This window comes from Kitasatospora sp. NPDC048365 (assembly GCF_043200835.1).
Lineage (GTDB): Bacteria > Actinomycetota > Actinomycetes > Streptomycetales > Streptomycetaceae > Kitasatospora > Kitasatospora terrestris.
On sequence record NZ_JBICYJ010000031.1, the window covers coordinates 25,417 to 49,843 of the forward strand.

At 73.1% G+C, this 24,427-nt stretch carries 20 protein-coding genes; 13 read left to right on the forward strand and 7 right to left on the reverse strand.

The genetic code is table 11. The annotated features are described in order from the left end of the window. Window positions 1–21 precede the first annotated feature (21 nt). Window positions 22–1,002, reverse strand: a complete 981-nt coding sequence (locus ACGFX4_RS27690) for an aldo/keto reductase (RefSeq protein ID WP_393079720.1) — start codon at window positions 1,000–1,002, stop codon at window positions 22–24. Between the two features lie 221 nt (window positions 1,003–1,223). Between ACGFX4_RS27690 and ACGFX4_RS27695 the strand changes: the two genes are divergently transcribed. Continuing rightward, window positions 1,224–2,270 (forward strand): LLM class F420-dependent oxidoreductase, encoded by a 1,047-nt coding sequence (locus ACGFX4_RS27695; protein WP_393079723.1) that lies wholly within the window; start codon window positions 1,224–1,226, stop codon window positions 2,268–2,270. Window positions 2,271–2,280: 10 nt separating this feature from the next. Here the strand turns inward: ACGFX4_RS27695 and ACGFX4_RS27700 are convergent, their stop codons facing one another. Beyond that, on the reverse strand, window positions 2,281–3,282 hold the full coding sequence (locus tag ACGFX4_RS27700; protein ID WP_393079726.1) for a magnesium and cobalt transport protein CorA: 1,002 nt from the start codon (window positions 3,280–3,282) through the stop codon (window positions 2,281–2,283). A 121-nt stretch (window positions 3,283–3,403) separates the two neighbouring features. On the opposite strand from ACGFX4_RS27700, the gene ACGFX4_RS27705 reads away from it, so the two are divergent. The 4 genes from ACGFX4_RS27705 to mshC all read left to right on the forward strand — a co-directional run bounded on the left by ACGFX4_RS27705 (window position 3,404) and on the right by mshC (window position 6,978). Further along, window positions 3,404–4,111, forward strand: a complete 708-nt coding sequence (locus tag ACGFX4_RS27705) for a histidine phosphatase family protein (RefSeq protein WP_393079728.1) — start codon at window positions 3,404–3,406, stop codon at window positions 4,109–4,111. Between the two features lie 79 nt (window positions 4,112–4,190). Then, the gene (locus ACGFX4_RS27710; RefSeq protein ID WP_393079731.1) at window positions 4,191–4,763 is read left to right on the forward strand and encodes a DUF3090 domain-containing protein; all 573 of its coding nucleotides are present in this window, start codon (window positions 4,191–4,193) and stop codon (window positions 4,761–4,763) included. Between the two features lie 65 nt (window positions 4,764–4,828). Beyond that, the gene (locus tag ACGFX4_RS27715) at window positions 4,829–5,659 is read left to right on the forward strand and encodes an SCO1664 family protein (RefSeq protein ID WP_393079924.1); all 831 of its coding nucleotides are present in this window, start codon (window positions 4,829–4,831) and stop codon (window positions 5,657–5,659) included. Window positions 5,660–5,748: 89 nt separating this feature from the next. Continuing rightward, the gene (gene mshC, locus ACGFX4_RS27720; protein WP_393079734.1) at window positions 5,749–6,978 is read left to right on the forward strand and encodes a cysteine--1-D-myo-inosityl 2-amino-2-deoxy-alpha-D-glucopyranoside ligase; all 1,230 of its coding nucleotides are present in this window, start codon (window positions 5,749–5,751) and stop codon (window positions 6,976–6,978) included. A gap of 54 nt (window positions 6,979–7,032) precedes the next feature. Here the strand turns inward: mshC and ACGFX4_RS27725 are convergent, their stop codons facing one another. After that, window positions 7,033–7,953: a PAC2 family protein gene (locus ACGFX4_RS27725; protein WP_393079737.1), complete on the reverse strand. Its 921-nt coding sequence runs from the start codon at window positions 7,951–7,953 to the stop codon at window positions 7,033–7,035. Between the two features lie 198 nt (window positions 7,954–8,151). On the opposite strand from ACGFX4_RS27725, the gene ACGFX4_RS27730 reads away from it, so the two are divergent. The 3 genes from ACGFX4_RS27730 (at window position 8,152) to ACGFX4_RS27740 (ending at window position 10,215) form a co-directional block, all read left to right on the forward strand. Continuing rightward, window positions 8,152–9,165 carry a LacI family DNA-binding transcriptional regulator gene (locus ACGFX4_RS27730; protein ID WP_393079740.1) on the forward strand — a complete coding sequence of 338 codons (1,014 nt, stop codon included), beginning with the start codon at window positions 8,152–8,154 and terminating at the stop codon, window positions 9,163–9,165. 79 nt (window positions 9,166–9,244) lie between these two features. Further along, on the forward strand, window positions 9,245–9,646 hold the full coding sequence (locus tag ACGFX4_RS27735) for a DUF1304 domain-containing protein (protein WP_393079743.1): 402 nt from the start codon (window positions 9,245–9,247) through the stop codon (window positions 9,644–9,646). Further along, entirely contained in the window at window positions 9,643–10,215 is a 573-nt protein-coding gene (locus ACGFX4_RS27740) for a TetR/AcrR family transcriptional regulator (RefSeq protein ID WP_393079746.1), read from the forward strand. Before ACGFX4_RS27735 ends, ACGFX4_RS27740 begins: the two co-directional genes overlap by 4 nt. 19 nt (window positions 10,216–10,234) lie before the next feature. Here the strand turns inward: ACGFX4_RS27740 and ACGFX4_RS27745 are convergent, their stop codons facing one another. Beyond that, a complete protein-coding gene (locus tag ACGFX4_RS27745; RefSeq protein ID WP_393079749.1) occupies window positions 10,235–12,979 on the reverse strand; it encodes a GH92 family glycosyl hydrolase in 2,745 nt (914 codons plus the stop codon). 98 nt (window positions 12,980–13,077) lie between these two features. Beyond that, complete coding sequence (locus tag ACGFX4_RS27750) at window positions 13,078–14,112, reverse strand: hypothetical protein (RefSeq protein ID WP_393079751.1); 1,035 nt, start codon at window positions 14,110–14,112, stop codon at window positions 13,078–13,080. Between the two features lie 148 nt (window positions 14,113–14,260). On the opposite strand from ACGFX4_RS27750, the gene metH reads away from it, so the two are divergent. The 3 genes from metH to ACGFX4_RS27765 all read left to right on the forward strand — a co-directional run bounded on the left by metH (window position 14,261) and on the right by ACGFX4_RS27765 (window position 20,502). Continuing rightward, window positions 14,261–17,767 carry a methionine synthase gene (gene metH, locus ACGFX4_RS27755; protein ID WP_393079754.1) on the forward strand — a complete coding sequence of 1,169 codons (3,507 nt, stop codon included), beginning with the start codon at window positions 14,261–14,263 and terminating at the stop codon, window positions 17,765–17,767. Window positions 17,768–17,890: 123 nt separating this feature from the next. Continuing rightward, window positions 17,891–18,592 carry an HAD family hydrolase gene (locus ACGFX4_RS27760; protein ID WP_393079757.1) on the forward strand — a complete coding sequence of 234 codons (702 nt, stop codon included), beginning with the start codon at window positions 17,891–17,893 and terminating at the stop codon, window positions 18,590–18,592. A 308-nt stretch (window positions 18,593–18,900) separates the two neighbouring features. After that, the gene (locus tag ACGFX4_RS27765; protein WP_393079760.1) at window positions 18,901–20,502 is read left to right on the forward strand and encodes an ABC transporter substrate-binding protein; all 1,602 of its coding nucleotides are present in this window, start codon (window positions 18,901–18,903) and stop codon (window positions 20,500–20,502) included. A 56-nt stretch (window positions 20,503–20,558) separates the two neighbouring features. Here the strand turns inward: ACGFX4_RS27765 and ACGFX4_RS27770 are convergent, their stop codons facing one another. After that, entirely contained in the window at window positions 20,559–21,230 is a 672-nt protein-coding gene (locus tag ACGFX4_RS27770) for a response regulator (protein WP_393079763.1), read from the reverse strand. Then, window positions 21,231–22,124 (reverse strand): RecB family exonuclease, encoded by an 894-nt coding sequence (locus ACGFX4_RS27775; RefSeq protein WP_393079766.1) that lies wholly within the window; start codon window positions 22,122–22,124, stop codon window positions 21,231–21,233. 114 nt (window positions 22,125–22,238) lie between these two features. Here ACGFX4_RS27775 and ACGFX4_RS27780 point away from each other — a divergent pair, with 114 nt between their 5' ends. Then, the gene (locus ACGFX4_RS27780) at window positions 22,239–23,402 is read left to right on the forward strand and encodes a site-2 protease family protein (RefSeq protein ID WP_393079769.1); all 1,164 of its coding nucleotides are present in this window, start codon (window positions 22,239–22,241) and stop codon (window positions 23,400–23,402) included. 49 nt (window positions 23,403–23,451) lie between these two features. Next, a complete protein-coding gene (locus ACGFX4_RS27785) occupies window positions 23,452–24,414 on the forward strand; it encodes a tRNA (adenine-N1)-methyltransferase (protein WP_393079772.1) in 963 nt (320 codons plus the stop codon). The last annotated feature ends 13 nt before the right edge of the window (window positions 24,415–24,427 follow it).

Here is a 24,427-nt window from a genome sequence, read left to right on the forward strand (position 1 = left end):
AAACTCCTTACGGCCGGCCGCCTACAGCTCCGTCCAGCCCTGGTCCGGGTAGCGGTGCGTCGGGGCCGACACGTCGTCCAGCGCACCGCGGATCTCACCCGGAAGCGTAAGGGCCTCGACCGACAGTGATGTCTGCAGCTGGGCGGCGGTCCGGGCGCCGAGCAGCGTGCTCGCCACCCCGGGCCGGTCGCGGACCCAGGCGAGGGCGACCTTCAGCGGGGTGGAGGCGAGCCCGTCGGCGGCGGTGGCGAGGGCGTCGACGATCCGCCGGGAGCGCTCGCCGAGGTACGGCTGGACGAAGCCGGCCAGGTGCGGGGAGGCGCCACGCGACTCGGGCGGGACGCCGTGCCGGTACTTGCCGGTGAGCACGCCCCGGCCGAGCGCGGAGGAGGCGATCACGCCGATCCCGGCGTCCAGCGCGGCGGGCAGCACCTCGCGTTCGATGCCGCGCTGCAGCAGCGAGTACTCCATCTGCGTCCCGGCCAGCGGCACCCGCCCGGGGTGGCCGAGCTGCCAGGCGGCGGCCTTGGCGAGCTGCCAGCCGCTGTAGTTGGAGACACCCACGTACCGGGCCCGGCCGGAGGCGACGGCCAGGTCGAGCGCGTGCAGGGTCTCCTCGCCGGGGGTGGCGGGGTCGAAGGCGTGGACCTGCCACAGGTCGACGTAGTCGGTGCCGAGCCGGCGCAGCGAGGCGTCCAGGGCGGAGAGCAGGTGGCCGCGGGAGGTGTCGAAGCGGCGGCCGGTGGCGCCGGTCGAGCCGGCCTTGGTGGCGATGACCAGTTCGGAGCGCGGGACGAGCCCGTCGGTGAGCCGGGAGAGCAGGTACTCGGCGCCGCCGTCGGCGTACACGTCGGCGGTGTCGACCAGGGTGCCGCCGGCGTCGACGAAGGCCTTGAGCTGTTCAGCGGCCTCGTGCTCGTCGGTGTCCCGGCCCCAGGTCATGGTGCCGAGCCCGAGCCGGGACACCCGAAGTCCCGTCCGGCCGAGGTGTCGCTGTTCCACGGGTTGGCCTCCGTAGGCTGTCTTTCGCGGTGAACGCGCAGGTGGGGAGAGGTTCCACCCGCCGCTGGCTGAGCGTAGCGGCGTTTCCTGCCGGCTCCCGTGCGACCCGCAGACGCGGGCCGGCGGGACGTGACGCAGGCCACGCCTACCGGCCAGTAGCATGACCTGCGCCGCCGCGGCTACGGTGACGGCACCACCGACTGGAAGGCTTGGGCACGCAGATGCGACTGGGTATCAACCTCGGTTACTGGGGACTGGGCATGGACGCCGACAACATCGCCGTCGCCCAGGAGGCGGACCGGCTCGGCTACGACGTCTGCTGGGCCGCCGAGGCGTACGGCTCGGACGCCGCCACCGTGCTCTCCTTCGTCGCGGCGAAGACCGAGCGGATCGACGTCGGCTCGGCGATCTTCCAGATCCCGGCCCGCACCCCCGCGATGACCGCGATGACCGCCGCCACCCTGGACACCCTCTCCGGCGGCCGCTTCCGGCTGGGCCTCGGCGTCTCCGGCCCGCAGGTCTCGGAGGGCTGGTACGGCGTCAAGTTCGACAAGCCGCTGGCCCGCACCCGCGAGTACGTGGAGATCATCCGCAAGGCGATGTCCCGCGAGCGCCTGGTCCACCAGGGCGCGAACTGGACGCTTCCGCTGCCCGACGGGCCCGGCAAGCCGCTGAAGCTCACCGTTCACCCGGTGCGCGAGCACATCCCGCTGTACATCGCCGCGATCGGCCCCAAGAACCTCGAACAGACCGGCGAGATCGCCGACGGCTGGCTCGGCATCTTCTTCGCGCCCGAGCACGCCGCCCTCTCCGTCGACCCGCTCGCCGCCGGCCGCGCCAAGGCCGGCCTCACCCTGGACGGCTTCGACCTCTGCCCCACCGTCAACCTGGCGGTCGGCGAGGACGTCAAGGCCGCCGCCGACGGCCTGCGCTCCTACGCCGCGCTCTACATCGGCGGTATGGGCAGCAAGGAGAAGAACTTCTACAACCAGCTCACCCGCCGCATGGGCTACGAGCAGGCCGCCGACGAGATCCAGGAGCGCTACCTCGCCAAGGACTACGCCGGCGCCGCGGCCGCCGTCCCGCACGACCTGATCGACGCCACCGCCCTGCTCGGTACCAAGGAGCGGATCGCCGACCGCATGCAGGCCTACGCCGACGCCGGCGTCACCACCCTCACCCTCGCCCCCTCCGGCTTCGGCCTGGAGGAGCGCGTCACCGCCCTGCGCACCGGCATCGAGGCCCTGGAGCTCGCCGGCCTCGCGTAGCGGGCGGCCGCTACAGCCAGCCGGAGCGCTTGAAGACGCGGTGCAGGAAGAGGCAGACCACGGCCATCACGCCGACCGCGGCCGGATAGCCCCAGGGCTGCCGCAGCTCCCACATGTGCTCGAAGTTCATGCCGTAGATGCCGGCGATCATGGTGGGGACGGCGGCCAGGGCGGCCCAGGCGGAGATCTTCCGCATGTCGCTGTTCTGCTGGACGCTCACCTGGGCGAGGTTGGCGCTGAGGATGTCGGTGAGCAGCCGGTCCAGGCCGTCGACCGCCTCGTTGACCTTGGCGAGGTGGTCGGCGACGTCGCGGAAGTACGGGCGCAGCCCGTCCGGCACGAACGGCACCCAGGCCGACGGCCAGGCGGGGGCGGCCTGCCCGGAGAGCCGGCGGGCGGGTTCGGCGAGCGGCAGGGTGCCCCGGCGGAAGGCGACCACCTGGCGCTTGAAGGCGTAGATCTGCTCGGCCAGGCCCGTGGTCCGGCCGGGGGCGAAGACGGTGGCCTCCAGCTCGTCCAGGTCGTCCTGGAGGGCGCCCGCCACGTCCAGGTAGCTGTCGACGACCAGGTCGAAGACCGCGTACAGGACGGCGGCGGGGCCCTCGCGGAGCAGTTCGGGCTGCTTCTCCAGCCCGGCCCGCAGGTTCTTCAGCGGGCTGTCCCTGCCGCGCCGCACGGTCATCACGTACGCGTCGCCGAGGATCACCATCACCTCGCCGACCGAGATCGGCTGCCCGTTGCCGTGGTGGCCGACGGTCTTGACCACCATGAAGACCGAGTCGTCGTAGACGTCCAGCTTGGGCCGCTGGTGGGAGGTGACGACGTCCTCGACGGCCAGCGGGTGCAGGCCGAACTCGGCGGTGACGTGCTCGAACTCCTCGGCGGTGGGCTCGAACAGGCCGATCCAGACGAAGCCGTCACCGGCGGCGCGCACCGCGTCCAGGGCGTCCGAGAAGTCCGCGGGCCCCGTGGTGCGGTGGCCGTCCAGGTAGGTGGCGCAATCGACGATCATGCGGGTCATTGTGGCCTGCCCCGGGCCGCCTGCGCGCCCCATCCGGGCAAGCCGCGGGGAAGGCGCGGAGGAAGGGCGGTACCCGCCACCGCCGCGGGCGGCACGCCGTAGGCTTGGCCGCATGCCCACGCTGCTGCTTGTCCGCCACGGCCGTTCGACCGCCAACACGGCCGGGATCCTGGCCGGCTGGACGCCCGGCGTCGACCTCGACGAGACCGGGCGCGCGCAGGCCGCCGAGCTGCCCGGGCGGCTGGCCGGCATCCCGCTGGCGCAGGTGGTCAGCAGCCCGCTGGAGCGCTGCCGGCAGACGGTCGAGCCGCTGCTCGCCGCCCGGCCCGAGCTCGGTGCCGCCGCGCTGGACGAGCGGATCGGCGAGTGCCACTACGGAGACTGGACCGGCCGCCCGCTGCGCGAGCTGGCCGAGGAGCCGCTGTGGCGCACCGTCCAGGACCACGCCTCGGCGGCCGCCTTCCCCGGCGGCGAGTCGCTGCGCGAGCTCAGCCACCGCACCGTGACCGCCGTCCGCGAGTGGAACGACAAGATCGCCGTCGAGCACGGCCCGGACGCGGTCTGGCTGGCCGCCAGCCACGGCGACGTGATCAAGGCGGTGGTCGCCGACGCGCTCGGCCTGCACCTGGACCACTTCCAGCGGATCTCGGTCGAGCCCTGCTCGGTCACCGTGATCCGGTACACCCCGCACCGGCCGTTCCTGCTGCGCCTCGGCGACACCGGCGGGCTGTCCGGCCTGGCGCCGAGGCCCGGCGGCCCGGCGCACGCGCCCGGGCGCGAGGGGGACGCGACGGTCGGCGGGGAGACCGGTACGGCGTAGGGTGGCGGTGGAAGAACCGGCACTCCGTGCCCCGTCCGCCCAGACCCCCCGTTCGCCAGTCCCGATCCGGAGCGAGAGCGTGCCCCGTCAGGTCTTCTTCTACGACCAGCCCGAGCGATTCGTGGCCGGCACCGTCGGCCAGCCCGGTGCCCGGGCGTTCTACCTGCAGGCCAGTTCGCGGGGCCGGATCACCAGCGTGCTGCTGGAGAAGGGGCAGGTCGCGGCGCTCGCCGAGCGGATCGAGGAGGTCCTGGACGAGGCGCTGCGCCGCACCGGCGGCGACTCCGCCATCCCGGCGGTCGCCCCCGCCGACCTGATCGACAGCGCTCCGCTGGACCTGCCGCTGGAGCAGGAGTTCCGGGTCGGCACCATGGCGCTCGCCTGGGACGGCGTCGAGGAGTGTCTGGTGGTCGAGGCGCAGGCGTACGTCGAGGAGCCCGAGGACGTCGAGGAGACGGACGAGGGCACCGCCTTCGACGACGAGGACGGGCCCGACATGCTGCGGGTGCGGCTCAGCGGCGCGATGGCCCGGGTGTTCGCCAAGCGGGCCCTGGAGCTGGTCGACGCGGGCCGCAAGCCCTGCCCGTTCTGCAACCTGCCGCTCGACCCCGAGGGCCACCTCTGCCCCCGCGCGAACGGCTACCGGCGCTGACCGTGGACGCCGCCGAGCAGGAGCACGAGCCGGAACGCGGGCACGAGCAGGAGCCGGAGGAGGCGCTGCCGGGCACCGACCCGGTCACCAGCGCCGCCCTCGCCGCCGACCCCGCCACCGCGCTCGCCCTGCTGCGGGAGGGCGTGCTGGAGATCCACGGGCGGCTCACCGACGCCTCCAACGCCGTCCTCTACTGCACCGTCACCCTGGACGGCCTGACCGCGCCGTGCGTCTACAAGCCGGTGGCCGGCGAACGCCCGCTCTGGGACTTCCCCGACGGCACCCTGGCCGGCCGCGAGGTCGCCGCGTACGAGATCGCCGCGGCCACCGGCTGGGCGCTGGTCCCGCCGACCGTGCTGCGCGAGGGCCCGGCCGGCCCCGGCATGGTGCAGCTGTGGATCGAACCCGACCCCGAGGCCCCCGAACTGCTCGCCCTGCAGGACCCGGCCGGGCCCGAGGACGGCTGGCTGCCGATCGTCCGCGCCGAGGTCGGCGAGGGCCGGGTCGCGCTGCTGGTCCACCGCGACGACCGGCGGCTGCGCCGGCTCGCGGTGCTCGACGCGGTGCTCAACAACGCCGACCGCAAGGGCGGCCACTGGATCGGCGCGGCCGACGGCCGGATCTACGGCATCGACCACGGCGTCACCCTGAACACCGAGGACAAGCTCCGCACCCTGCTCTGGGGCTGGGCCGACCAGCCGCTGCCGGACGAGGCGCACCCCGTGCTGAAGGCCCTCCTCGCCGACCTGGACGGCCCGCTCGGCGCCCGGCTGGCCCCCCACCTGACCGCCGCCGAACTGGACGCCCTGCGGACCCGGACCGCCCGGCTCGCCGAGACCGGACGCCACCCGCTGCCGTCGGCTGACTGGCCATCTATTCCCTGGCCGCCGGTCTGATACCGAAGCGAAACCGGGCGGAAGCGGAATCCAGCCGATCCAGTCAACTGGTTGGTCTTTCAAATGATCGCAAGGTTAGAGTCGGTGCCATGCATGCCTGGCCCGCCTCCGAGGTTCCCGCCCTGCCCGGTCAGGGGCTTCCCCTGCGCATCCACGACACCGCCACCGGCACCGTCAGAACGGTCGAGCCCACCGGCCCGACCGCCCGGCTGTACGTCTGCGGCATCACCCCCTACGACGCGACCCACCTGGGCCACGCTGCCACCTACAACACCTTCGACCTGGTGCAGCGGGTCTGGAAGGACGCCGGCCACGACGTCCTCTACGTACAGAACGTCACCGACGTCGACGACCCGCTGCTGGAGCGGGCCATCGAGACCGGCCAGGACTGGACCGAACTCGCCGAGCGCGAGACCGCCCTGTTCCGCGAGGACATGACCGCCCTGCGGATCCTCCCGCCGGCCCACTACGTCGGCGCCGTCGAGTCCATCCCGTGGATCGTCCCGCTGGTGAAGAACCTGCTGGCGAGCGGCGCCGCGTACGAGCTCGACGGGGACATCTACTTCTCCGCCGACGCCGACCCGCGCTTCGGCGGCGTCTCCGGCCTCAGCCGCGAGGAGATGCTCCCGGTCTTCGCCGAGCGCGGCGGCGACCCGCAGCGCCCCGGCAAGAAGCACCCGCTGGACGCCATGCTCTGGATGGCCGCCCGCCCCGGCGAGCCCGCCTGGGACACCGAGCTCGGCCACGGCCGGCCCGGCTGGCACATCGAGTGCGTCGCCATCGCGCTGCAGTTCCTCGGCATGTCCTTCGACATCCAGGGCGGCGGCAGCGACCTCTCCTTCCCGCACCACGAGATGGGCGCCGCGCACGCCCAGGTCGCCACCGGCGAGCACCCGTACGCCCAGGCGTACGTGCACGCCGGCATGGTCGGCCTGGACGGCCACAAGATGTCCAAGTCGCGCGGCAACCTGGTGTTCGTCTCCGCCCTGCGCCGCGACGGCGTCGACCCGGCCGCGATCCGGCTCGCGCTGCTCGGCCACCACTACCGCAGCGACTGGGAGTGGACCACCGGCGACCTCGACGCCGCCACCGCCCGCCTGGCCCGCTGGCGCGCCGCCGTCTCCCGCCCCGACGGCCCGTCGGCCGAGGGCATGCTCGCCGCGGTCCGCGAGGCCCTCGCGAACGACCTGGACGCCCCCGCCGCCCTCGCCGCGGTCGACGCCTGGGCCACCACCCAGGAGACCGACGGCGGCACCGACATCGGCGCCCCGGGCCTGGTCTCCCGCACCGTCGACGCCCTCCTCGGCGTAGCGCTCTGAATCACCAGGGGCTCGGGGAACCTCGCGGTTCCCCGAGCCCCTGTCGCGTCACTTCTACTCTTCTTCGTCGTCGTCCTTGGGACGGTCCGTCGCGTGGCCGGTGCCCGTGATGGGCTTCTCGCCGGTGGGGCCGAGGTTCTCGCGGCGGCGGAGGTAGCGCTCGAACTCGCGGGCGATCGCGTCGCCGGACGCCTCGGGGAGCTCCGCGGTGTCCTGCGCCTCCTCCAACTGCTGGACGTACTCGGCGACCTCGGTGTCCTCCGCGGCGAGCTGGTCCACGCCGAGCTGCCAGGCCCGGGAGTCGTCGGTGAGCTCGCCCGGCGGGATGCGCAGGTCGAGCAGGTCCTCGAGCTTGTTGATCAGCGCCAGGGTGGCCTTGGGGTTGGGCGGCTGGGCGACGTAGTGCGGGACGGCGGCCCACAGGGTCACGGCGGGGACGCCGGCGTGCGCGCAGGCCTCCTGGAGCACGCCGACGATGCCGGTCGGGCCCTCGTACTTGCTCTCCTCGAGGTCGAGGGTGCGGGCGAGCGCCGCGTCGGAGGTGACGCCGCTGACCGGGACGGGCCGGCTGTGCGGGGTGTCGCCGAGCAGCGCGCCGAGGATGACGACCAGTTCGACGCCGAGTTCGTGGGCGAAGCCGAGGAGTTCGTTGCAGTAGGAGCGCCAACGCATGCTGGGCTCGATGCCGCGGACGAGCACCAGGTCGCGGGTCTTGGGCTCGGTGACCCGGACCACCGAGAGCCGGGTGGTGGGCCAGGTGATCCGGCGGACGCCGCCGTCCAGCCAGATGGTGGGGCGGTTGACCTGGAAGTCGTAGTAGTCCTCCGCGTCGAGCGCGGCGAAGACCTTTCCGCCCCAGGTGTCGTCCAGGTGGCCGAGCGCCGCGGAGGCGGCGTCCCCGGCGTCGTTCCAGCCCTCGAAGGCGCAGATCATCACCGGGTCGATCAACTCGGGAAGGTCTTCCAGCTCGATCACCCAGTGTCTCCCTCCACCACGCGTGGAACCCTCGCTCCACGCCTCCCTACCTGCCCAGCCTACGGGCATTGATGCGCCCGTGGAGCGGCCCGCGCCTGGCCGGTGCGAGGCAGCAAGATTACCGGTCGGAGCCGGTTCGACCGAGTGATTTGCAACCGAACGCAAGCGGCTTGCGTAGTTTGCAGTACACTCGCCGCCATGACACGACGACTTGCCGAGGTGGCCAAGAAGGTCGGAGTGAGCGAGGCAACCGTCAGCCGTGTGCTGAACGAGAAGCCGGGCGTCTCCGAGTCGACCAGGGCCGCCGTGCTGACCGCCCTGGACGTGCTCGGCTACGAGCGCCCGACCCAGCTGCGCGGCGAGCGCGCCCGGCTGGTCGGCCTGGTCCTGCCGGAGCTGAGCAACCCGATCTTCCCGGCGTTCGCCGAGGCGGTCGGCGGTGCGCTGGCCGGCCAGGGCTTCACGCCGGTGCTGTGCACCCAGACCGCGGGCGGGGTCTCCGAGGCCGACTACGTGGACCTGCTGCTGGAGCAGCACGTGTCGGGCGTGGTCTTCTTCGGCGGCCTGTACGCGCAGGGCGACGCGCCGCACGACCACTACCAGCGGCTGGCCGAGCGCAGCCTGCCGACCGTGCTGCTGAACGCGGCGATCGAGGACCTGGACTTCCCCCGGGTGTCCTGCGACGACGCGGTGGCGGTGGAGCAGGCGGTGGGCCACCTGCGGCAGTTGGGGCACACGAGGATCGGCCTGGTGCTCGGCCCGGCGGACCATGTGCCCTCGCAGCGCAAGCTGGCGGCGGCCCGCGCGACCATGCAGCGGCTCGGCCTGGAGCTGCCGGACCAGCACGTGGAGCGGGCGCTGTTCAGCCTGGAGGGCGGGCAGGCGGCGACCACCCGGCTGCTGCGCCAGGGGGTGACCGGCGTGGTGTGCGCGAGCGACCCGCTGGCGCTCGGTGCGGTGCGCGCGGTGCGCCGGGCGGGCCTGGCGGTGCCGGACGACGTGTCGGTGGTCGGGTACGACGACTCCTCGTTCATGATGTGCACGGACCCGCCGCTGACCACGGTCCGGCAGCCGATCGAGGCGATGGGCCGGGCGGTGGTGGATCTGCTGGTCGGCGAGATCGCCGGGGTCCGGGTGACCCATGACGAGCTGCTGTTCGAGCCGGAGTTGGTGGTGCGCGGGTCGACCGCGCCGGCCCGCGAGCGGGGCTGAGCCGTCGACCGCCGTTCCTGCAAACTCTGACGTGTATCGCGCAAATCGGCGATGACGCTCTCGTCCTGGACACCTGTCTATGATTGCTGGACAGTTGTCCAGGGCGAGGGAGTCTCAGGTGTTGGTGGTCGCGAACGTGCTGGTGGGGCTGGTGGCCGCGCTGCACGGCTACATCCTGGTGCTGGAGATGTTCCTCTGGGAGCGCAGGCCGGGCCACGACCTGCACGGGTTCGACGCGGAGATGGCCCGGGCCACGGCGGCGCTCGCCGCCAACCAGGGCCTGTACAACGGCTTCCTGGCCGCCGGCCTGCTCTGGGGCCTGCTCGCCGACGACCCCACCGGGCGCCAGGTGCAGATCTTCTTCCTGTCCTGCGTGATCGTCGCCGGCCTGTACGGTGCCGCCACCGCCAACCGCCGGATCCTGCTGGTGCAGGCGCTGCCCGGGGCCCTGGCGCTGGCCGCGGTGGTGGCGGCCGGGTGAGCGCCGGGGTGAGCGGCGGGGCGGGCGACCCCCGGGCCGAGCGGACCAGGGCGGCGCTGCGGGCCGCGCTGCTCGCCGAGTGCGAGCGGCAGCCGCTGGACCGGGTCAGCGTCTCCGCGCTGGCCCGCCGGGCCGGCGTCGGCCGGGCCACCTTCTACCTGCACTACGAGGACCTGCGGGCGCTCGCCGTCGACGCCTGCGGCGAGGTCGTCCGGGACGCGGTGGACGCCCTGCACGCCTGGCGGGGCCTGCCCGACCCGGCCGTGCCGCCGCCCGCCCTGGTCGAGTTCCTGACCGGCGCGGGGGAGCGGGCCGCGCTCTACCGCTCGCTGCTCACGCCCGGCGGCGGCGGACCGCTGGGCGAGCTGATGCACCAGCAGCTGGGGGAGCGCAGCCGCCGCGAACGCGAACTGCGCGGCGCCGCCCACCCGGACGTGGTCGCCGCCGCGGTCGCCGCCACCTTCACCGCCCTGCTCGCCGACTGGCTGCACGGGCGCCTGCCCGGCAGCGCGGCCGACCTGGCGGGGCACAGCTGGCGGCTGCTGATCGCCCTGCACCGCGCGGTCTGAGGGCGGGGCGGGCCGGCCCTCAGAGGGTCCAGCGCTGGGCGTCGGTGCCGTTGCAGGTCCAGATCTGCAGCCGGGTGCCGGCGGCGGTCGCGCTCAGCGGGGAGTCCAGGCAGTGCGGGGACGGGGTGCTGCGCAGCGCCCCGTCCCGCGGCCACCACTGCTGGGCGCCGGTGCCGTTGCAGTCCCACAGCCGGACCGGTGTCGCGTCGGCGGTGCCGCTGGCGGCCACGTCCAGGCACTTGCCGAGGGCCCGCAGGGTGCCGTCGGGGGCGAGCGTCCACTGCTGGGCGTCGGTGCCGTTGCAGTCCCACAGCTGGACGGGGGTGCCGTTCGCGGTCCGGCTGCGGTCGACGTCCAGGCACTTGGCGCCGGGTCCGGTCACCGGGCCGGTCCGGGGTTGCGCGGGGCCGACGTCGAAGGAGGGCGGCCGGTTCTCGGGCGCGCTGCCCCAGCCCGGGTCGGGGGTGTCGGCCAGCGTGTACGACAGCGTCCCGCCGCCGCGGACGAGCTCCTCGCTCAGCCACGGCCGTCCGCTGGGCGTCCCGTCCACCGACAGCGCCCGGACGTAGCGGGTGGCCGTGGACGCCCCCGGGGCCGTGATGTCGATGGTGGCGCCGTTGCCCCGGCGCACGGTGATCGCCGGGAACAGCGGACTGGCCAGTACCAGTTCGGCCCGGCCGGGGGCCTGCGGATACATGCCGAGGCCGGCCCACACCGCCCAGGACGACATCGCGCCGAGGTCGTCGTTGCCGGGCACGCCGCCCGGGGTGTCGGCGAACAGTTCGGTGAACGCCCGCCGGACCACGTCCTGGGCGCGGTCCGGGCGGCCCGCGTACACGTACGCCCACGGGGTGTTGAACGAGGGCTCGTTGCCGAGGTAGGCGTGGATCGAGCGGTCCCCGGCGTTGAGCTCCCGGAAGAACTCGTCCAGCCGGGCGAGGACCGCGCCGTCGCCGCCCATCGCGTCGTACAGCCCGCGGTGGTTGTAGGGCACCATCCAGGTGTACTGGGCGGCGCTGCTCTCCACGAACCCGTCGAGCTGGTCCGGGCGGAAGTCCGGCCAGTCGTGGTCCGCGCGGCGCGGCTGGAGGTAGCGGCTGCTGCCGTTGAAGAGGTTGCGCCAGCCGGTGGCCCGGTGGGCGAGCAGGTCGTACGTGTCCGCGTCGCCGAGCCGGGCGGCGAGCTGGGCGAGCGCGAAGTCGGTGGTGGTGTACTCCAGCGCGGTCGACACCGGGCCGCCCACGCCCGGCGTGCCCACCGGGACGAACCCGACGGTGTCGTACGGGTCGTGGCCCGGGCGCTGCCGGTCGTCGCCGCGCCCGGCGACCGCCCGGGCGAGCAGCCCGGCCCGGTCGAAGTCGGTGGCGCCGAACGCGGCGAGGGTGGCGGCCATCGCGGGCAGCGGGTCGCCGACCATCACCCCGGTCGGCCCGTTCGCCACCGTCCAGCGGTCGAACCAGCCGCCGCTCGCCGCCTGGTCGACGATCGACTGCCCGATGTCCGAGGCCTCCTGCGGGGCGAGCAGGGCGACCAGCTGGATCTGGCTGCGGTAGACGTCCCAGCCGGAGAAGGTGGCGTACTGGGTGTGGCCGGGCCTGGCCCGCCGGATCCGGCTGTCGAAGCCCGGGTAGCGCCCGTCGGCGTCGCTGAGGACGGACGGGTGCAGCAGCGAGTGGTACAGCGCGGTGTAGAACACCCGCCGCTGCGCGGTGGTGCCGCCGCCGACCGCGATCCGGCCGAGCCAGGCGTTCCAGGCCTGCCGGGCGGCGTCCGCGGCCCGGTCGAAGCCGGTGCCGGCGGGCTGTTCCGCCAGGTTGGCGCGGGCCCCCCCGACGTCGACGAAGGACAGCCCGACCCGGACGGTGACGGTCCGGGAGGCGTCCAGGTCGAAGCCGATCAGCGCCTTCGCCCCGGACGAGGCCGGTGCCCGGTCGCCGCCCTCCGCCGGCCGCGGAGCGGTCGGGGCGGGCAGCCCGGCGACCGGGTGCCCGGGGGTGCGCGGGGCGACCGTCGTCCCGCCGGTGGCGCTGAGCACGCTCGGCCCGACCCCGGCCGGGCCGAGGATGCCCGCGGTGCGCAGCGGCCGGTCGAACACGGCGTGGAAGTGGATCCGGTACCGGTTGCCGGTACCGCAGAAGCCGCCGCTCTCGGTCCAGCCGGACACCGAGTCGGTGCCGATGGTGAGCGACCCCTCGGCGCTGTTGAACGCCCGGCCGGCGTCGATCGTCAGCGCGCCGGTGTGCCCGGCCGGGAAGCCGAAGCGCGCGACGCCGGTCCGCAGGCCTGCGGTCAGTTCGGTGGTGACGCCGTTGTCGAGGGTCACCCGGTACGTGCCGGCGCCGGCCGACTCGTTCGCGTGGGAGAAGGTCGCGACGTCCACCGGCAGGTCGTCGAGGGCCGGCATGAACGGGGTGGTGCCGTAGTCGAGGCAGCCCGCGCCCGAGATGTGGGTCAGGCTGAAGCCGGTGATCCGGTTGTCGTCGTGGTTGTAGCCGCCGCCGTTCTGGTACATCACGGTGTCGGGGCTCCACTGGACCATGCCCAGCGGGGCGGTCGCGCCGGGGAAGGTGTCCCCGGCGGCGCCGCCGTTGCCGTAGTACGGGGCGTCGGCGCGCGTCCCGATCATCGGGTCCACGTACTGCGCCGGGTCCTCGATGCCGACCCGGGTCGGGCCCGCCGCCCGGGCGGGTGCGGCGGCGGCACCGAGCAGCAGTCCCGCGACGACGGCCGTCAGCACGCGGGCGGGAACGGACGGACGGAGCACGACGCCTCCCGGCGGGGCACGGAAACTCTCCGGCCCAGCTCAGCACGGGTGGGCCGGCCCGCCCGGACGCCCCGCCCGGGGGCTCACCCGGCCGGCGGTCAGCACCAGCCGTCGCGGTAGGCCGTCCAGTGGTCCGGGGTGGCGGTGAAGTCGACGTACAGCGCGAGGCCGAAGTTGGCCCGGCCGTTCTTCCCGAGGCCGAGCCGGGCGCCGCGGACCGCCGCGCGGACGGTCTCGGCCGCGCCGCGGTGCGCGGAGGTGTCGTCCCAGTACGCGGGCAGGCCCATCAGCAGGTCCACCGACGGCGGGGTGACCTCCAGGGCCAGCTTCGTCTGCTGGGCGACGTACCCGCCGTACAGCGACTCCACCGGCATCGCCGTGTCGTAGGACATCACCGCGACCTGGTCGACCCGCCGGGCGACCTCGGCGAAGTACGACTGGGACCACCACTTGCCGTGGCCGCTGAGACCGGTGGTGATGACGTGCAGGCCGGGCAGCGGGTCGATCTGCGGGGCGGCCACCGAGAACGGCCGGTCCGCCGCCCGGGTCACCTCGTGCACCCGGTCCAGCAGCGCGAGGAACCCGGCCGAGTCCGGCCGGACCGGCTCCATGTCGAAGTGGACCCCGTCGAAGCCGACGTCCAGCACCTGCCGGGCCGAGGCGGTCACCCGGTCCCGGACGTCCGCGCGGTCCAGGTCCAGCCCGTCCTTCTCGGGCCGGACCACGTCGCCGAGCCAGGACTGCACCCGCACCCCGGGCAGCGCCCGGTGCGCCCGGTCGAGGAAGTCCTTCGCCTTCGGGTAGAGCGCCGGGTCGAGCGAGCCGTCGTGCGCCAGCGGCCCGGTGTGCACGTACAGGTCGCGGATGCCGGTGCCGGCCATCCGCTGGGCGAGCGCGGCGAGCTCCGCGTCCCCCTTGCGGCCGTCGACCCAGGCGTGGCCGAGCCAGATCGCGTCGCGCCCGCGGGTCCGCGCGTCGGTGGCCGGGTCGCCGGCGTACTCCAGACGCAGCGCGCCGGCGGCTCCGGCGACCGGCAGCAGCACCAGTGCGAGCACCGCCGCGAGCGACACGCCGATCCGCCGTCCGCGTGTCCAGGACCGCCACCTGGTGAGCGGTGAAGCCAGAAATCCCATGATCAACCCCCATCCCTCGTGGAACCAGGACGCCCACGATGCGGAATGGGTTCCGTACGGAGGCACCGGTCCGGATACCCTGACCGCGTGCGTCCCGGATTCCGGAGGGGCGCATAGCCGACAGCCGTCGCACCCAGGGAGCAGCCCCATGGCCACCGTCGTCCCCGCATCCAGCAGCCCCCAGCAGCGCGCGAGCGCGCTGCGCGAGGCGCTCGCCACCCGTGTCGTCGTCGCCGACGGCGCGATGGGCACGATGCTCCAGGCGCAGGACCCGACGCTGGAGGACTTCCAGCAGCTCGAGGGCTGCAACGAGATCCTGAACGTCACCCGCCCGGACATCGTGCGCTCGGTGCACGAGGCGTACTTCGCGGTCGGCGTGGACTGCGTGGAGACCAACACCTTCGGCGCCAACCACGCGGCGCTGGGGGAGTACGACATCCCCGAGCGGATCTTCGAGCTGTCCGAGGCGGGCGCGCGGATCGCCCGCGAGACGGCGGACGCCTTCGGCGCCGAGGACGGCCGGCAGCGCTGGGTGCTGGGTTCGATGGGCCCGGGCACCAAGCTCCCCACCCTCGGCCACACCACCTTCGACGTGCTGCGCGAGGGCTTCAGGCTGAACGCGGCGGGCCTGATCGCCGGCGGCGCGGACGCGCTGCTGGTGGAGACCAGCCAGGACCTGCTGCAGGTCAAGGCCTCGGTGCTGGGCATCAAGGACGCGCTGGCCGAGGCGGGCCTGGACCTGCCGATCCTGGCCCAGGTCACGGTGGAGACCACCGGCACCATGCTGCTGGGCTCGGAGATCGGCGCGGCGCTGACCGCGCTGGAGCCGCTGGGCATCGACTTCATCGGCATGAACTGCGCCACCGGCCCGGCCGAGATGAGCGAGCACCTGCGCTACCTGGCGAAGAACGCCCGGATCGGCCTGTCCTGCATGCCGAACGCGGGCCTGCCGGTGCTGACCAAGGACGGCGCGCACTACCCGCTGAGCCCCGAGGAGCTGGCGGACGCGCACGACGCCTTCACCCGGGAGTACGGCCTGTCGCTGGTCGGCGGCTGCTGCGGCACCACCCCCGAGCACCTGCGCCAGGTGGTCGAGCGGGTGCAGGGCCGGCCGATCGCCGTCCGCGACCCGCAGCCCGAGCCGGCCGCCGCCTCGCTGTACCAGCCGGTGCCGTTCCGCCAGGACACCTCGTACCTGGCGATCGGCGAGCGGACCAACGCCAACGGCTCGAAGAAGTTCCGCGAGTCGATGCTGGCGGGCGACTGGCAGGCCTGCGTGGAGATCGCCCGCGAGCAGATCCGCGAGGGCGCCCACCTGCTGGACCTGTGCGTGGACTACGTCGGCCGCGACGGCGTCGCGGACATGAAGGAGGTCGCCGCCCGGCTGGCGACCGCCTCGACCCTGCCGATCGTGCTGGACTCCACCGAGCCGGAGGTGCTGCGGGCCGGCCTGGAGCACCTCGGCGGCCGCGCGGTGCTCAACTCGGTCAACTACGAGGACGGTGACGGCCCCCAGACCCGGTTCGGCCGGATCGCCTCGCTGGCCCGGGAGCACGGCGCCGGCCTGATCGCGCTGACCATCGACGAGGAGGGCCAGGCCCGCACCGCGGAGAAGAAGGTCGCGATCGCCGAGCGGCTGATCGACCAGCTGACCGGCGAGTACGGCGTCGACGAGGGCTCGATCCTGGTCGACTGCCTGGCCTTCACCCTGGGCACCGGCCAGGAGGAGTCCCGCCGGGACGGCATCGAGACCATCGAGGCGATCCGCGAGCTGAAGCGCCGTCACCCGGCGGTGCAGACCACGCTGGGCCTGTCCAACATCTCCTTCGGCCTCTCCCCGGCCGCCCGCGTGGTGATCAACTCGGTCTTCCTGAACGAGTGCGTGGAGGCCGGTCTCGACTCGGCGATCGTGCACGCGGCGAAGATCCTGCCGATGGCCCGGATCCCCGAGGAGCAGCGCCAGGTCGCCCTGGACCTGGTCTACGACCGCCGGACCGAGGGCTACGACCCGCTGCAGAAGCTGCTCCAGCTCTTCGAGGGCGTCAGCTCGGCCTCGGTGAAGGCGTCCAAGGCGGAGGAGCTGGCGGCGATGCCGCTGGAGGAGCGCCTGCAGCAGCGGATCATCGACGGTGAGCGCAACGGCCTGGAGGCCGACCTGGACGAGGCGCTGACCACCCGTCCGGCGCTGGAGATCATCAACCAGACGCTGCTGAGCGGCATGAAGGTGGTCGGCGAGCTGTTCGGCTCCGGCCAGATGCAGCTGCCCTTCGTGCTCCAGTCCGCCGAGGTGATGAAGGCCGCGGTGGCCCACCTGGAGCCGCACATGGAGAAGTCCGACGCGGACGGCAAGGGCACCATCGTGCTGGCCACCGTGAAGGGCGACGTCCACGACATCGGCAAGAACCTGGTCGACATCATCCTGTCCAACAACGGCTACAACGTGGTCAACCTGGGCATCAAGCAGCCGGTCTCGGCGATCCTGGAGGCCGCGCAGGAGCACCGGGCGGACGTGATCGGCATGTCCGGCCTGCTGGTGAAGTCCACGGTGATCATGAAGGAGAACCTGGAGGAGCTGAACCAGCGCGGCCTGGCCGCCGACTTCCCGGTGATCCTCGGCGGCGCGGCGCTGACCCGCGCGTACGTGGAGCAGGACCTGCACGCGATCTACCAGGGCGAGGTCCGCTACGCCCGGGACGCCTTCGAGGGCCTGAAGCTGATGGACGCGCTGGTCGCGGTCAAGCGCGGGGTGCCCGGGGCGGCCCTGCCGGAGCTGCGCCAGCGCCGGCACGCGCGGGTCGAGGTGGAGGAGCCGGAGGAGGTCAACCTCGGGCAGATCCGCTCGGACGTCGCGGTGGACAACCGCCTGCCCGCGCCGCCGTTCTGGGGCGACCGGATCGTCAAGGGCGTCCCGTTCCAGGACTACGCGTCCTGGCTGGACGAGGACGCGCTGTTCAAGGGCCAGTGGGGCCTGAAGGCGGCCCGCTCCGGCGGCCCCTCGTACGAGGAGCTGGTGGAGACCGAGGGCCGGCCGCGGCTGCGGATGTGGCTGGACCGGCTGCAGACCGAGGGCTGGCTGGAGCCGGCCGTCATCTACGGCTACTTCCCGGCCAACTCCAAGGGCGACGACCTGATCGTCTACAACGAGGACGGCTCGGAGCGCACCCGCTTCACCTTCCCGCGCCAGCGGCGCGGCCGCCGGCTGTGCCTGGCGGACTTCTTCCGCCCGGAGGAGTCGGGCGAGCGGGACGTGGTGGCGCTGCAGGTGGTCACCATGGGCAACCGGATCTCCGAGGCCGCGAACGAGCTGTTCGCCGCCAACTCCTACCGCGACTACCTGGAGCTGCACGGCCTGTCGGTGCAGCTGGCCGAGGCGCTGGCCGAGTTCTGGCACGCCCGGGTCCGCTTCGAGCTGGGCTTCGGCGACGAGGACCCGCAGGACGTGCGCGACATGTTCGCCCTGAAGTACCGGGGCGCGCGCTTCTCGCTCGGCTACGGCGCCTGCCCGGAGCTGGAGGACCGCGCCAAGATCGCCGAGCTGCTGAAGCCCGAGCGGATCGGCGTGGTGCTCTCCGAGGAGTTCCAGCTGCACCCCGAGCAGTCCACCGACGCGATCGTCATCCACCACCCCGAGGCGAAGTACTTCAACGCGCGGTAATCCGTACGCTGCGCAGCGTTCGACACATCCGTGCCGACCGGGCGTAAGCTTGATGATCCTGAACGGGCCGGTCCGCTCACCAGCGGGCCGGCCTGTGCCATCCCCTGGGGAAGGACCACATCCATGACGACCGTCTCGACCACCACCCGCCTCGGCGGCGGCGAGGGCAGCGGACTGCAGGCGGTCCTGCTCGACATGGACGGCACTCTGGTCGACACCGAGGACTTCTGGTGGCAGGCCGAGGCGTCGCTCTTCGCCGAGCTGGGCCACCGGCTCGACCAGGCCGACCGGGCCCGGGTGGTGGGCGGGCCGATGACCCGCGTGATCGACTACCTGGTGGCCAGGACCGGCGTGAGCCTCTCGCCGGCCGAGCTGACCGTGCTGATCAACCAGCGCTTCGTGGACCTGCTGGCCGGCGGCGTGCCGCTGATGCCCGGGGCCGAGCTGCTGCTGAACACGCTGAACGCGCACGGCGTCCCGGCCGCCCTGGTGTCCGCCTCGCACCGGCACATCATCGACATCGTGCTGGAGAGCCTGGGCGCCCACCACTTCGCCTTCACGGTGGCCGGTGACGAGGTCGCGCGGACCAAGCCGCACCCGGACCCGTACCTGGCGGCGGTCGCCCGGTTCGGCGCCGAGCCGGCCCGCTGCGTGGTGGTCGAGGACGCCCCGACCGGCGTGCTGGCCGCCGAGGCGGCCGGCTGCCCGGTGATCGCGGTGCCCTCGGTGGCCGTGATCGAGCCCGGGCCGGGCCGCACCGTGCTCTCCTCGCTGGAGCAGGTCGACCTGGAGCTGCTGCGGAGCCTCACCGCGGCCCGGGTCTGACGTCCGGTGTGAGATTGGTCTCTCTTCGGGTGAAAACCGCTGCCGCACCGCGCTGCTGTGACAACGGACGGTGGTCGGCGGTCAGGGAGAAATCGGGCATTGCCTGACAACTCGTCGATTCCTCCGAACGGGGTACCGCTCGACGGTTCACCGGTTGTACGACTGCCCGATATTCGTACGCGGTCCATGTGGCAGGCTACGTCCGATCACGGTCGTACCAACCCCCTCGCGGACAGCCGCCACACCCCCGGCGGAGGACTCGAGGGCACCGGCTCAGGCCGGCCGCTCGCGTAAGGAACTCACCCCGCATGACTATGCCCAACCGCCTGGCCGTGCTCAGCTGCGCCGCGCTGGTCGCCACCACTGCCGCTGGTTGCGCCTCCGTGGAGAAGGTCGCCGGGGGCGGCGACTCGGGCGGTGGCGCGATCACCATGGGTACCACCAACGTGACCAGCGTGCTGGACCCGGCCGGTGCCTACGACGCGGGCTCCTGGCTGGTGCTCAACAACACCTTCCAGTCGCTGCTGCGCTTCCCGGCCGGCGCGACCGTGCCGCAGCCGGACGCCGCGCAGTCCTGCGAGTTCACCGGCGCGGACACCATGACCTACCACTGCACCCTGCGCAGCGGCCTGAAGTTCTCCAACGGGCACCCGCTGACCGCCGCGGACGTGGCGTACTCGGTCGACCGGATGAAGAAGATCAACGACCCGTCCGGCCCGTCCTCGCTGCTCGCCACCATCAAGTCGGTGGAGGCCAAGGGCGACGCCGAGGTGCTCTTCCACCTCAGCGCCCCGGACGCGGTGCTCCCGGCGAAGCTGGCCTCCGCCGCCGGCGCCATCGTCGACCACCAGGTCTTCCCGGCCGACAAGCTGCTCGACAACAGCAAGCTGATCGGCTCCGGGCCGTACAAGATCGACTCGGTCGAGACGGCCAACAACGCGCCCAGCAAGGTCACGCTCTCCGCCAACGGCGAGTACAAGGGCGAGGCCCAGCTGCAGAACAGCAAGTTCGTGCTGCGCTACTTCGACAAGCCGGACGCGCTGAAGGCCGCGCTGGACGGCGGCGAGATCGACCTCGCCGACAACAGCCTGGAGCCCACCGCGGCCACCCAGATCAAGGCCGACCAGCTGACCGGCAAGGGCGACCTCAAGGTCGCCGAGGGCGAGACCGGCGAGACCCGCTACCTGGTCTTCAACACCAAGGACGCCACCGCCGGCAACCAGGCCGTCCGCCAGGCCGCCGCCCAGCTGCTGGACCGCAAGGCGCTGGCCCGCGACGTCTACGCCAACACCGTCCAGCCGCTGTACTCGGTCGTCCCGGCCGGCATCACCGGCCACAACACCGCCTTCTTCGACAAGTACGGCGAGCCGGACGCGGCCAAGGCGAAGAAGATCCTGAACAACGCGCACGTCACCACCCCGGTCAAGCTCGACCTGACCTGGTCGCGCGCCCGGGTCGGCGCCGCCGAGCTGGAGCTGGTGAAGAAGCAGCTGGAGGCCAGCGGCCTGTTCCAGGTCACCGTCGAGCAGCAGCCGGACTGGAAGAAGTACCAGGCCGAGTGGAAGGCCGGCAGCTACCAGGCGTACACCGTCGGTTGGACCCCGGACTACGCCGACCCGGACGACTACATCAGCCCGCTGGTGGTCGAGGGCGGCGCGTACCACAACAGCTGGGACGACCCGAAGATCTCCGGCAAGCTGGTGCCCGACTCGATCAAGCTGACCGACCGCACCGCCGGCGGCGCCTACGGCCAGATCCAGAACATCGTGGCGGACGCCGTCCCGCTGCTGCCGCTGTTCCAGAACAAGGCGTTCTACGTCTCCAAGACCAACATCACCGGCGTCGACGCGACCGTCGACAACACCGGCGTGTTCCGCTTCTGGGAGATCGGCCGCGGCAAGAAGGCCTGACGCCCGCACGGAAGGGCCCGCCCGGGAGACCGGGCGGGCCCTTCCGCGTTCCCGCGCTACAGCGTGCCGGGGCGCACCAGCCCGGACTCGTAGGCGTACACCGCCGCCTGCACCCGGTCGCGCAGCTGGAGCTTGGTCAGCACGTGGCCGACGTGCGTCTTCACCGTGGTCTCGCTGACGAACAGCTCGCCCGCGATCTCCGCGTTCGACAGGCCCTTGGCGACCAGCCGCAGCACCTCCACCTCGCGCTCGGTCAGCACCGTCAGCGCCTGCGGCGGCGCCTCGTCGCCCGAGGGCAGTTTGGTGGCGTACATGTCCAGCAGCCGGCGGGTCACCGAGGGCGCGAGCATCGCCGCGCCGTCCGCGACCACCCGGATCGCCTGCACCAGCTCCTCGGCCGGCACGTCCTTGAGCAGGAAGCCGCTGGCCCCCGCCCGGAGCGCCTCCACCACGTACTCGTCCAGGTCGAAGGTGGTCAGCACCAGCACCTTCGCCGGGCCGTCGCGGCCCGGGCCGGAGATCCGCCGGGTCGCCTCCACCCCGTCCATCCGCGGCATCCGGATGTCCATCAGCACCACGTCCGGCTGCAGCGCGCGGACCTGGTCCAGCGCCTGCTGCCCGTCCCCGGCCTCGCCCACCACCACCAGGTCGGACTCGGCCTCCAGGATCATCCGGAAACCGGTGCGCAGCAGCGGCTGGTCGTCCACCAGCAGCACTCGGATCGTCACCTACGACTCCTTGCTCACGACAGGATCCCCCGTGGGATCGTCAGGCCTTCTCGCCAGTGGGAGCGGGTACGGCGGCGGCGTGCCGCCGAACTCCGGGCAGCTGGCCCGGTGGTCGCACCAGTCGCACAGCCGGTTGCGGGTCGCCGGGAAGTCCCCGGTCGCCACCGCCTGCGAGATCGCCTGCCACAGCGCCTGGAGCTTGCGCTCCACCGACAGCAGGTCGGCCTCGTCCGGGTCGTAGGTGACCACGTCACCGCCGCCGCCGAGGTAGACCAGCTGCAGCCGCTTGGGCACGACCCCCTTCCAGCGCCACACCACCAGGGCGTAGAACTTCATCTGGAACATCGCCTTGCCCTCGAAGTCCCGGGAGGGCGCCCGGCCGGTCTTGTAGTCCACCAGCCGGACCTCGCCGGTCGGCGCGACGTCCACCCGGTCGATGTACCCGCGCAGCAGCAGCCCCGACTCCAGGGCCGTCTCCACGTACAGTTCACGCTCCACCGGGTGCAGACGCGTCGGGTCCTCCAGCCGGAACCACTTCTCCACCAGCTTCTCGGCGTCCCCGAGCCAGCGGCCGAGGCCCTCCGTGTCGTCCTGGGGGAACAGCCCCGCCAGCTCCGGGCGCTCGGCCAGCAGCCGGTCCCACTGCGGGGTCAGCAGCGCGAGGGCCCGCTCCGGGGTCCGCTCGGCCGGCGGGTGGTCGAACAGCCGCTCCAGCACCGCGTGCACCAGGGTGCCCCGGGTCGCCGCCGCACTCGGCGGCTCCGGCAGCCGGTCGATCACCCGCAGCCGGTACAGCAGCGGACAGGTCATGAAGTCCCCCGCGCGCGACGGGGACAGCCCGGTCGGCGCGGCGGCCGCCCGCACGGGGGCGGTGTCGGCGGCGTCGGTGTGCATGGCACCGACCCTATAGGGCGGCCGAAGCGGGTATAGGACGGACAGAGGGGCGCGCGGAGAATCCTGCAAGAGATCACGTAGCGTACGACGGTGAGTCGGAGCGAAGGGGCAACCGTGAGCGACCAGAGACCGGACGGCCCGCAGCCGCGGGGCGGCATCCTGATGGGGCGGCCGTTCGGCGTGCCGGTGTACGTCACGCCCTCCTGGTTCGTGGTCGCCGGGCTGATCACCTGGCTGTTCGGCGGACGGCTCGCCGACGTGCTGCCGGAGCTGGGCTACACCCGCTACCTGGTGGCCCTCTCCTTCGCGGTCGCCTTCTACGGCTCGGTGCTGGTCCACGAGCTCGCCCACACCCTGGTCGGCCTGCACTACAAGCTGGGCGTGCGCCGGATCCAGCTGCAGTTCCTCGGCGGCATCTCCGAGATCGAGAAGGAGGCCGAGACCCCCGGGCGGGAGTTCTGGCTGGCCTTCGTCGGCCCGCTGCTGTCGCTGGTTCTCGGCGGCGGCTTCTGGCTGGCGATGCGCGCCGTCGAGCTGGAGTCGGTGCCCGGGGTGCTGCTGGCCGGCCTGATGGTCTCCAACCTGGTGGTCGCCGCGTTCAACCTGCTGCCGGGCCTGCCGCTGGACGGCGGACGGCTGCTGCGGGCCGCGGTCTGGAAGCTCACCGGCAGTCCGATGCGCGGCACGGTCGCCGCGGTCTGGGCCGGCCGGGCGCTGGCCGTCGCGGTGCTGATCGGCCTGCCGATGATCAGCGCCTCCCGGTCGGGGGTCGACCAGACCACCGGCGAGGCCCTGCTGGACGGCGTGCTGGCGGCGATCCTGGCCTTCATCATCTGGAACGGCGCCGGCAACAGCCTGCGCAACGCCCGGCTGAAGCAGGTGCTGCCGGAGCTGAGCGTCCGGGCGCTGGCCCGCCGCTCGATCGACGTGACCGCGGACACCCCGCTCGGCGAGGCGCTGCGCCGGGCCCACGAGGCGCAGGCCGGCGCGATCGTGGTGGTGGACAGCGGCGGGGCGGCGATCGCGGTGGTGAAGGAGGCGGCGGTGAGCGCCGTCCCGGAGCACCGCCGCCCGTGGGTCGCGGTCTCGGCGGTCTCCCGCGACCTGGAGCCGGGCCTGCGGATCCCGGTGGACCTGGCCGGCGAGCAGATCCTGGACGCGCTGCGCCGCGCCCCCGCCACCGAGTACCTGGTGGTCCGGCCGGACGGCAGCGCGTACGGGGTGCTCGCCCTGACGGACCTGGAGCGCCGGCTGACCGCGGCCCTGACCGGACGCTGAACCGATCATGTGGTCGGCGGAGCCTCCGGGCTCCCGTAGGATTGCCCCCATGTCCGAACCGACCGGTGCCGCCCGCCGACGCGGGCCCTTCCAGGTCGGGGACCAGGTCCAGCTGACCGACCCCAAGGGCCGCCACTACACGTTCACGCTCCAGGCCGGGAACCAGTTCCACACCCACAAGGGTGCGTTCCCGCACGACGAGCTGATCGGCGCTCCCGAGGGCACGGTCGTCCGCACGACGGGCAACGTCCCGTACCTCGCGCTGCGCCCCCTGCTCCCCGACTACGTCCTGTCCATGCCGCGCGGCGCCGCCGTGATCTACCCCAAGGACGCGGGTCAGATCCTGGCGATGGCCGACATCTTCGCGGGTGCCCGCGTGGTCGAGGCCGGCGTCGGCTCCGGCGCGCTCTCCACGTACCTGCTGCGCGCGGTCGGCGACACCGGCATGCTCGCCTCGTACGAGCGCCGCGAGGACTTCGCGGAGATCGCGAAGGGCAACGTCGAGCGCTACTTCGGCGGCCCGCACCCCGCGTGGAAGCTCACCGTCGGCGACCTCCAGGACAACCTGGTGGAGTCGGACGTGGACCGCGTCATCCTCGACATGCTGGCCCCCTGGGAGTGCCTGGACGTCGCGTCCAAGGCGCTCGTCCCCGGCGGTCTGATCTGCTGCTACGTGGCCACCACCACGCAGATGTCGCGGACCGTCGAGGCGCTGCGCGAGCACGGCACCTTCACCGAGCCGCAGGCCTGGGAGACCATGGTCCGCACCTGGCACCTGGAGGGCCTGGCGGTCCGCCCGGACCACCGGATGATCGGCCACACCGGCTTCCTGCTCACCGCCCGCCGGCTCGCCGACGGCGTCGAGCCGCCGCTGCGCCGGCGCCGCCCCGCGAAGGGCGCCTACGGCGAGGACTACGACACCAACGAGCCCGAGCTGTCGCTCGCCGAGCGGGCCGCGGTCCGCAAGGCCCAGCGGCAGGCGGCGGCCCACGAGGGACGCGAGCTCGACTGACCGCGGGAAGGGC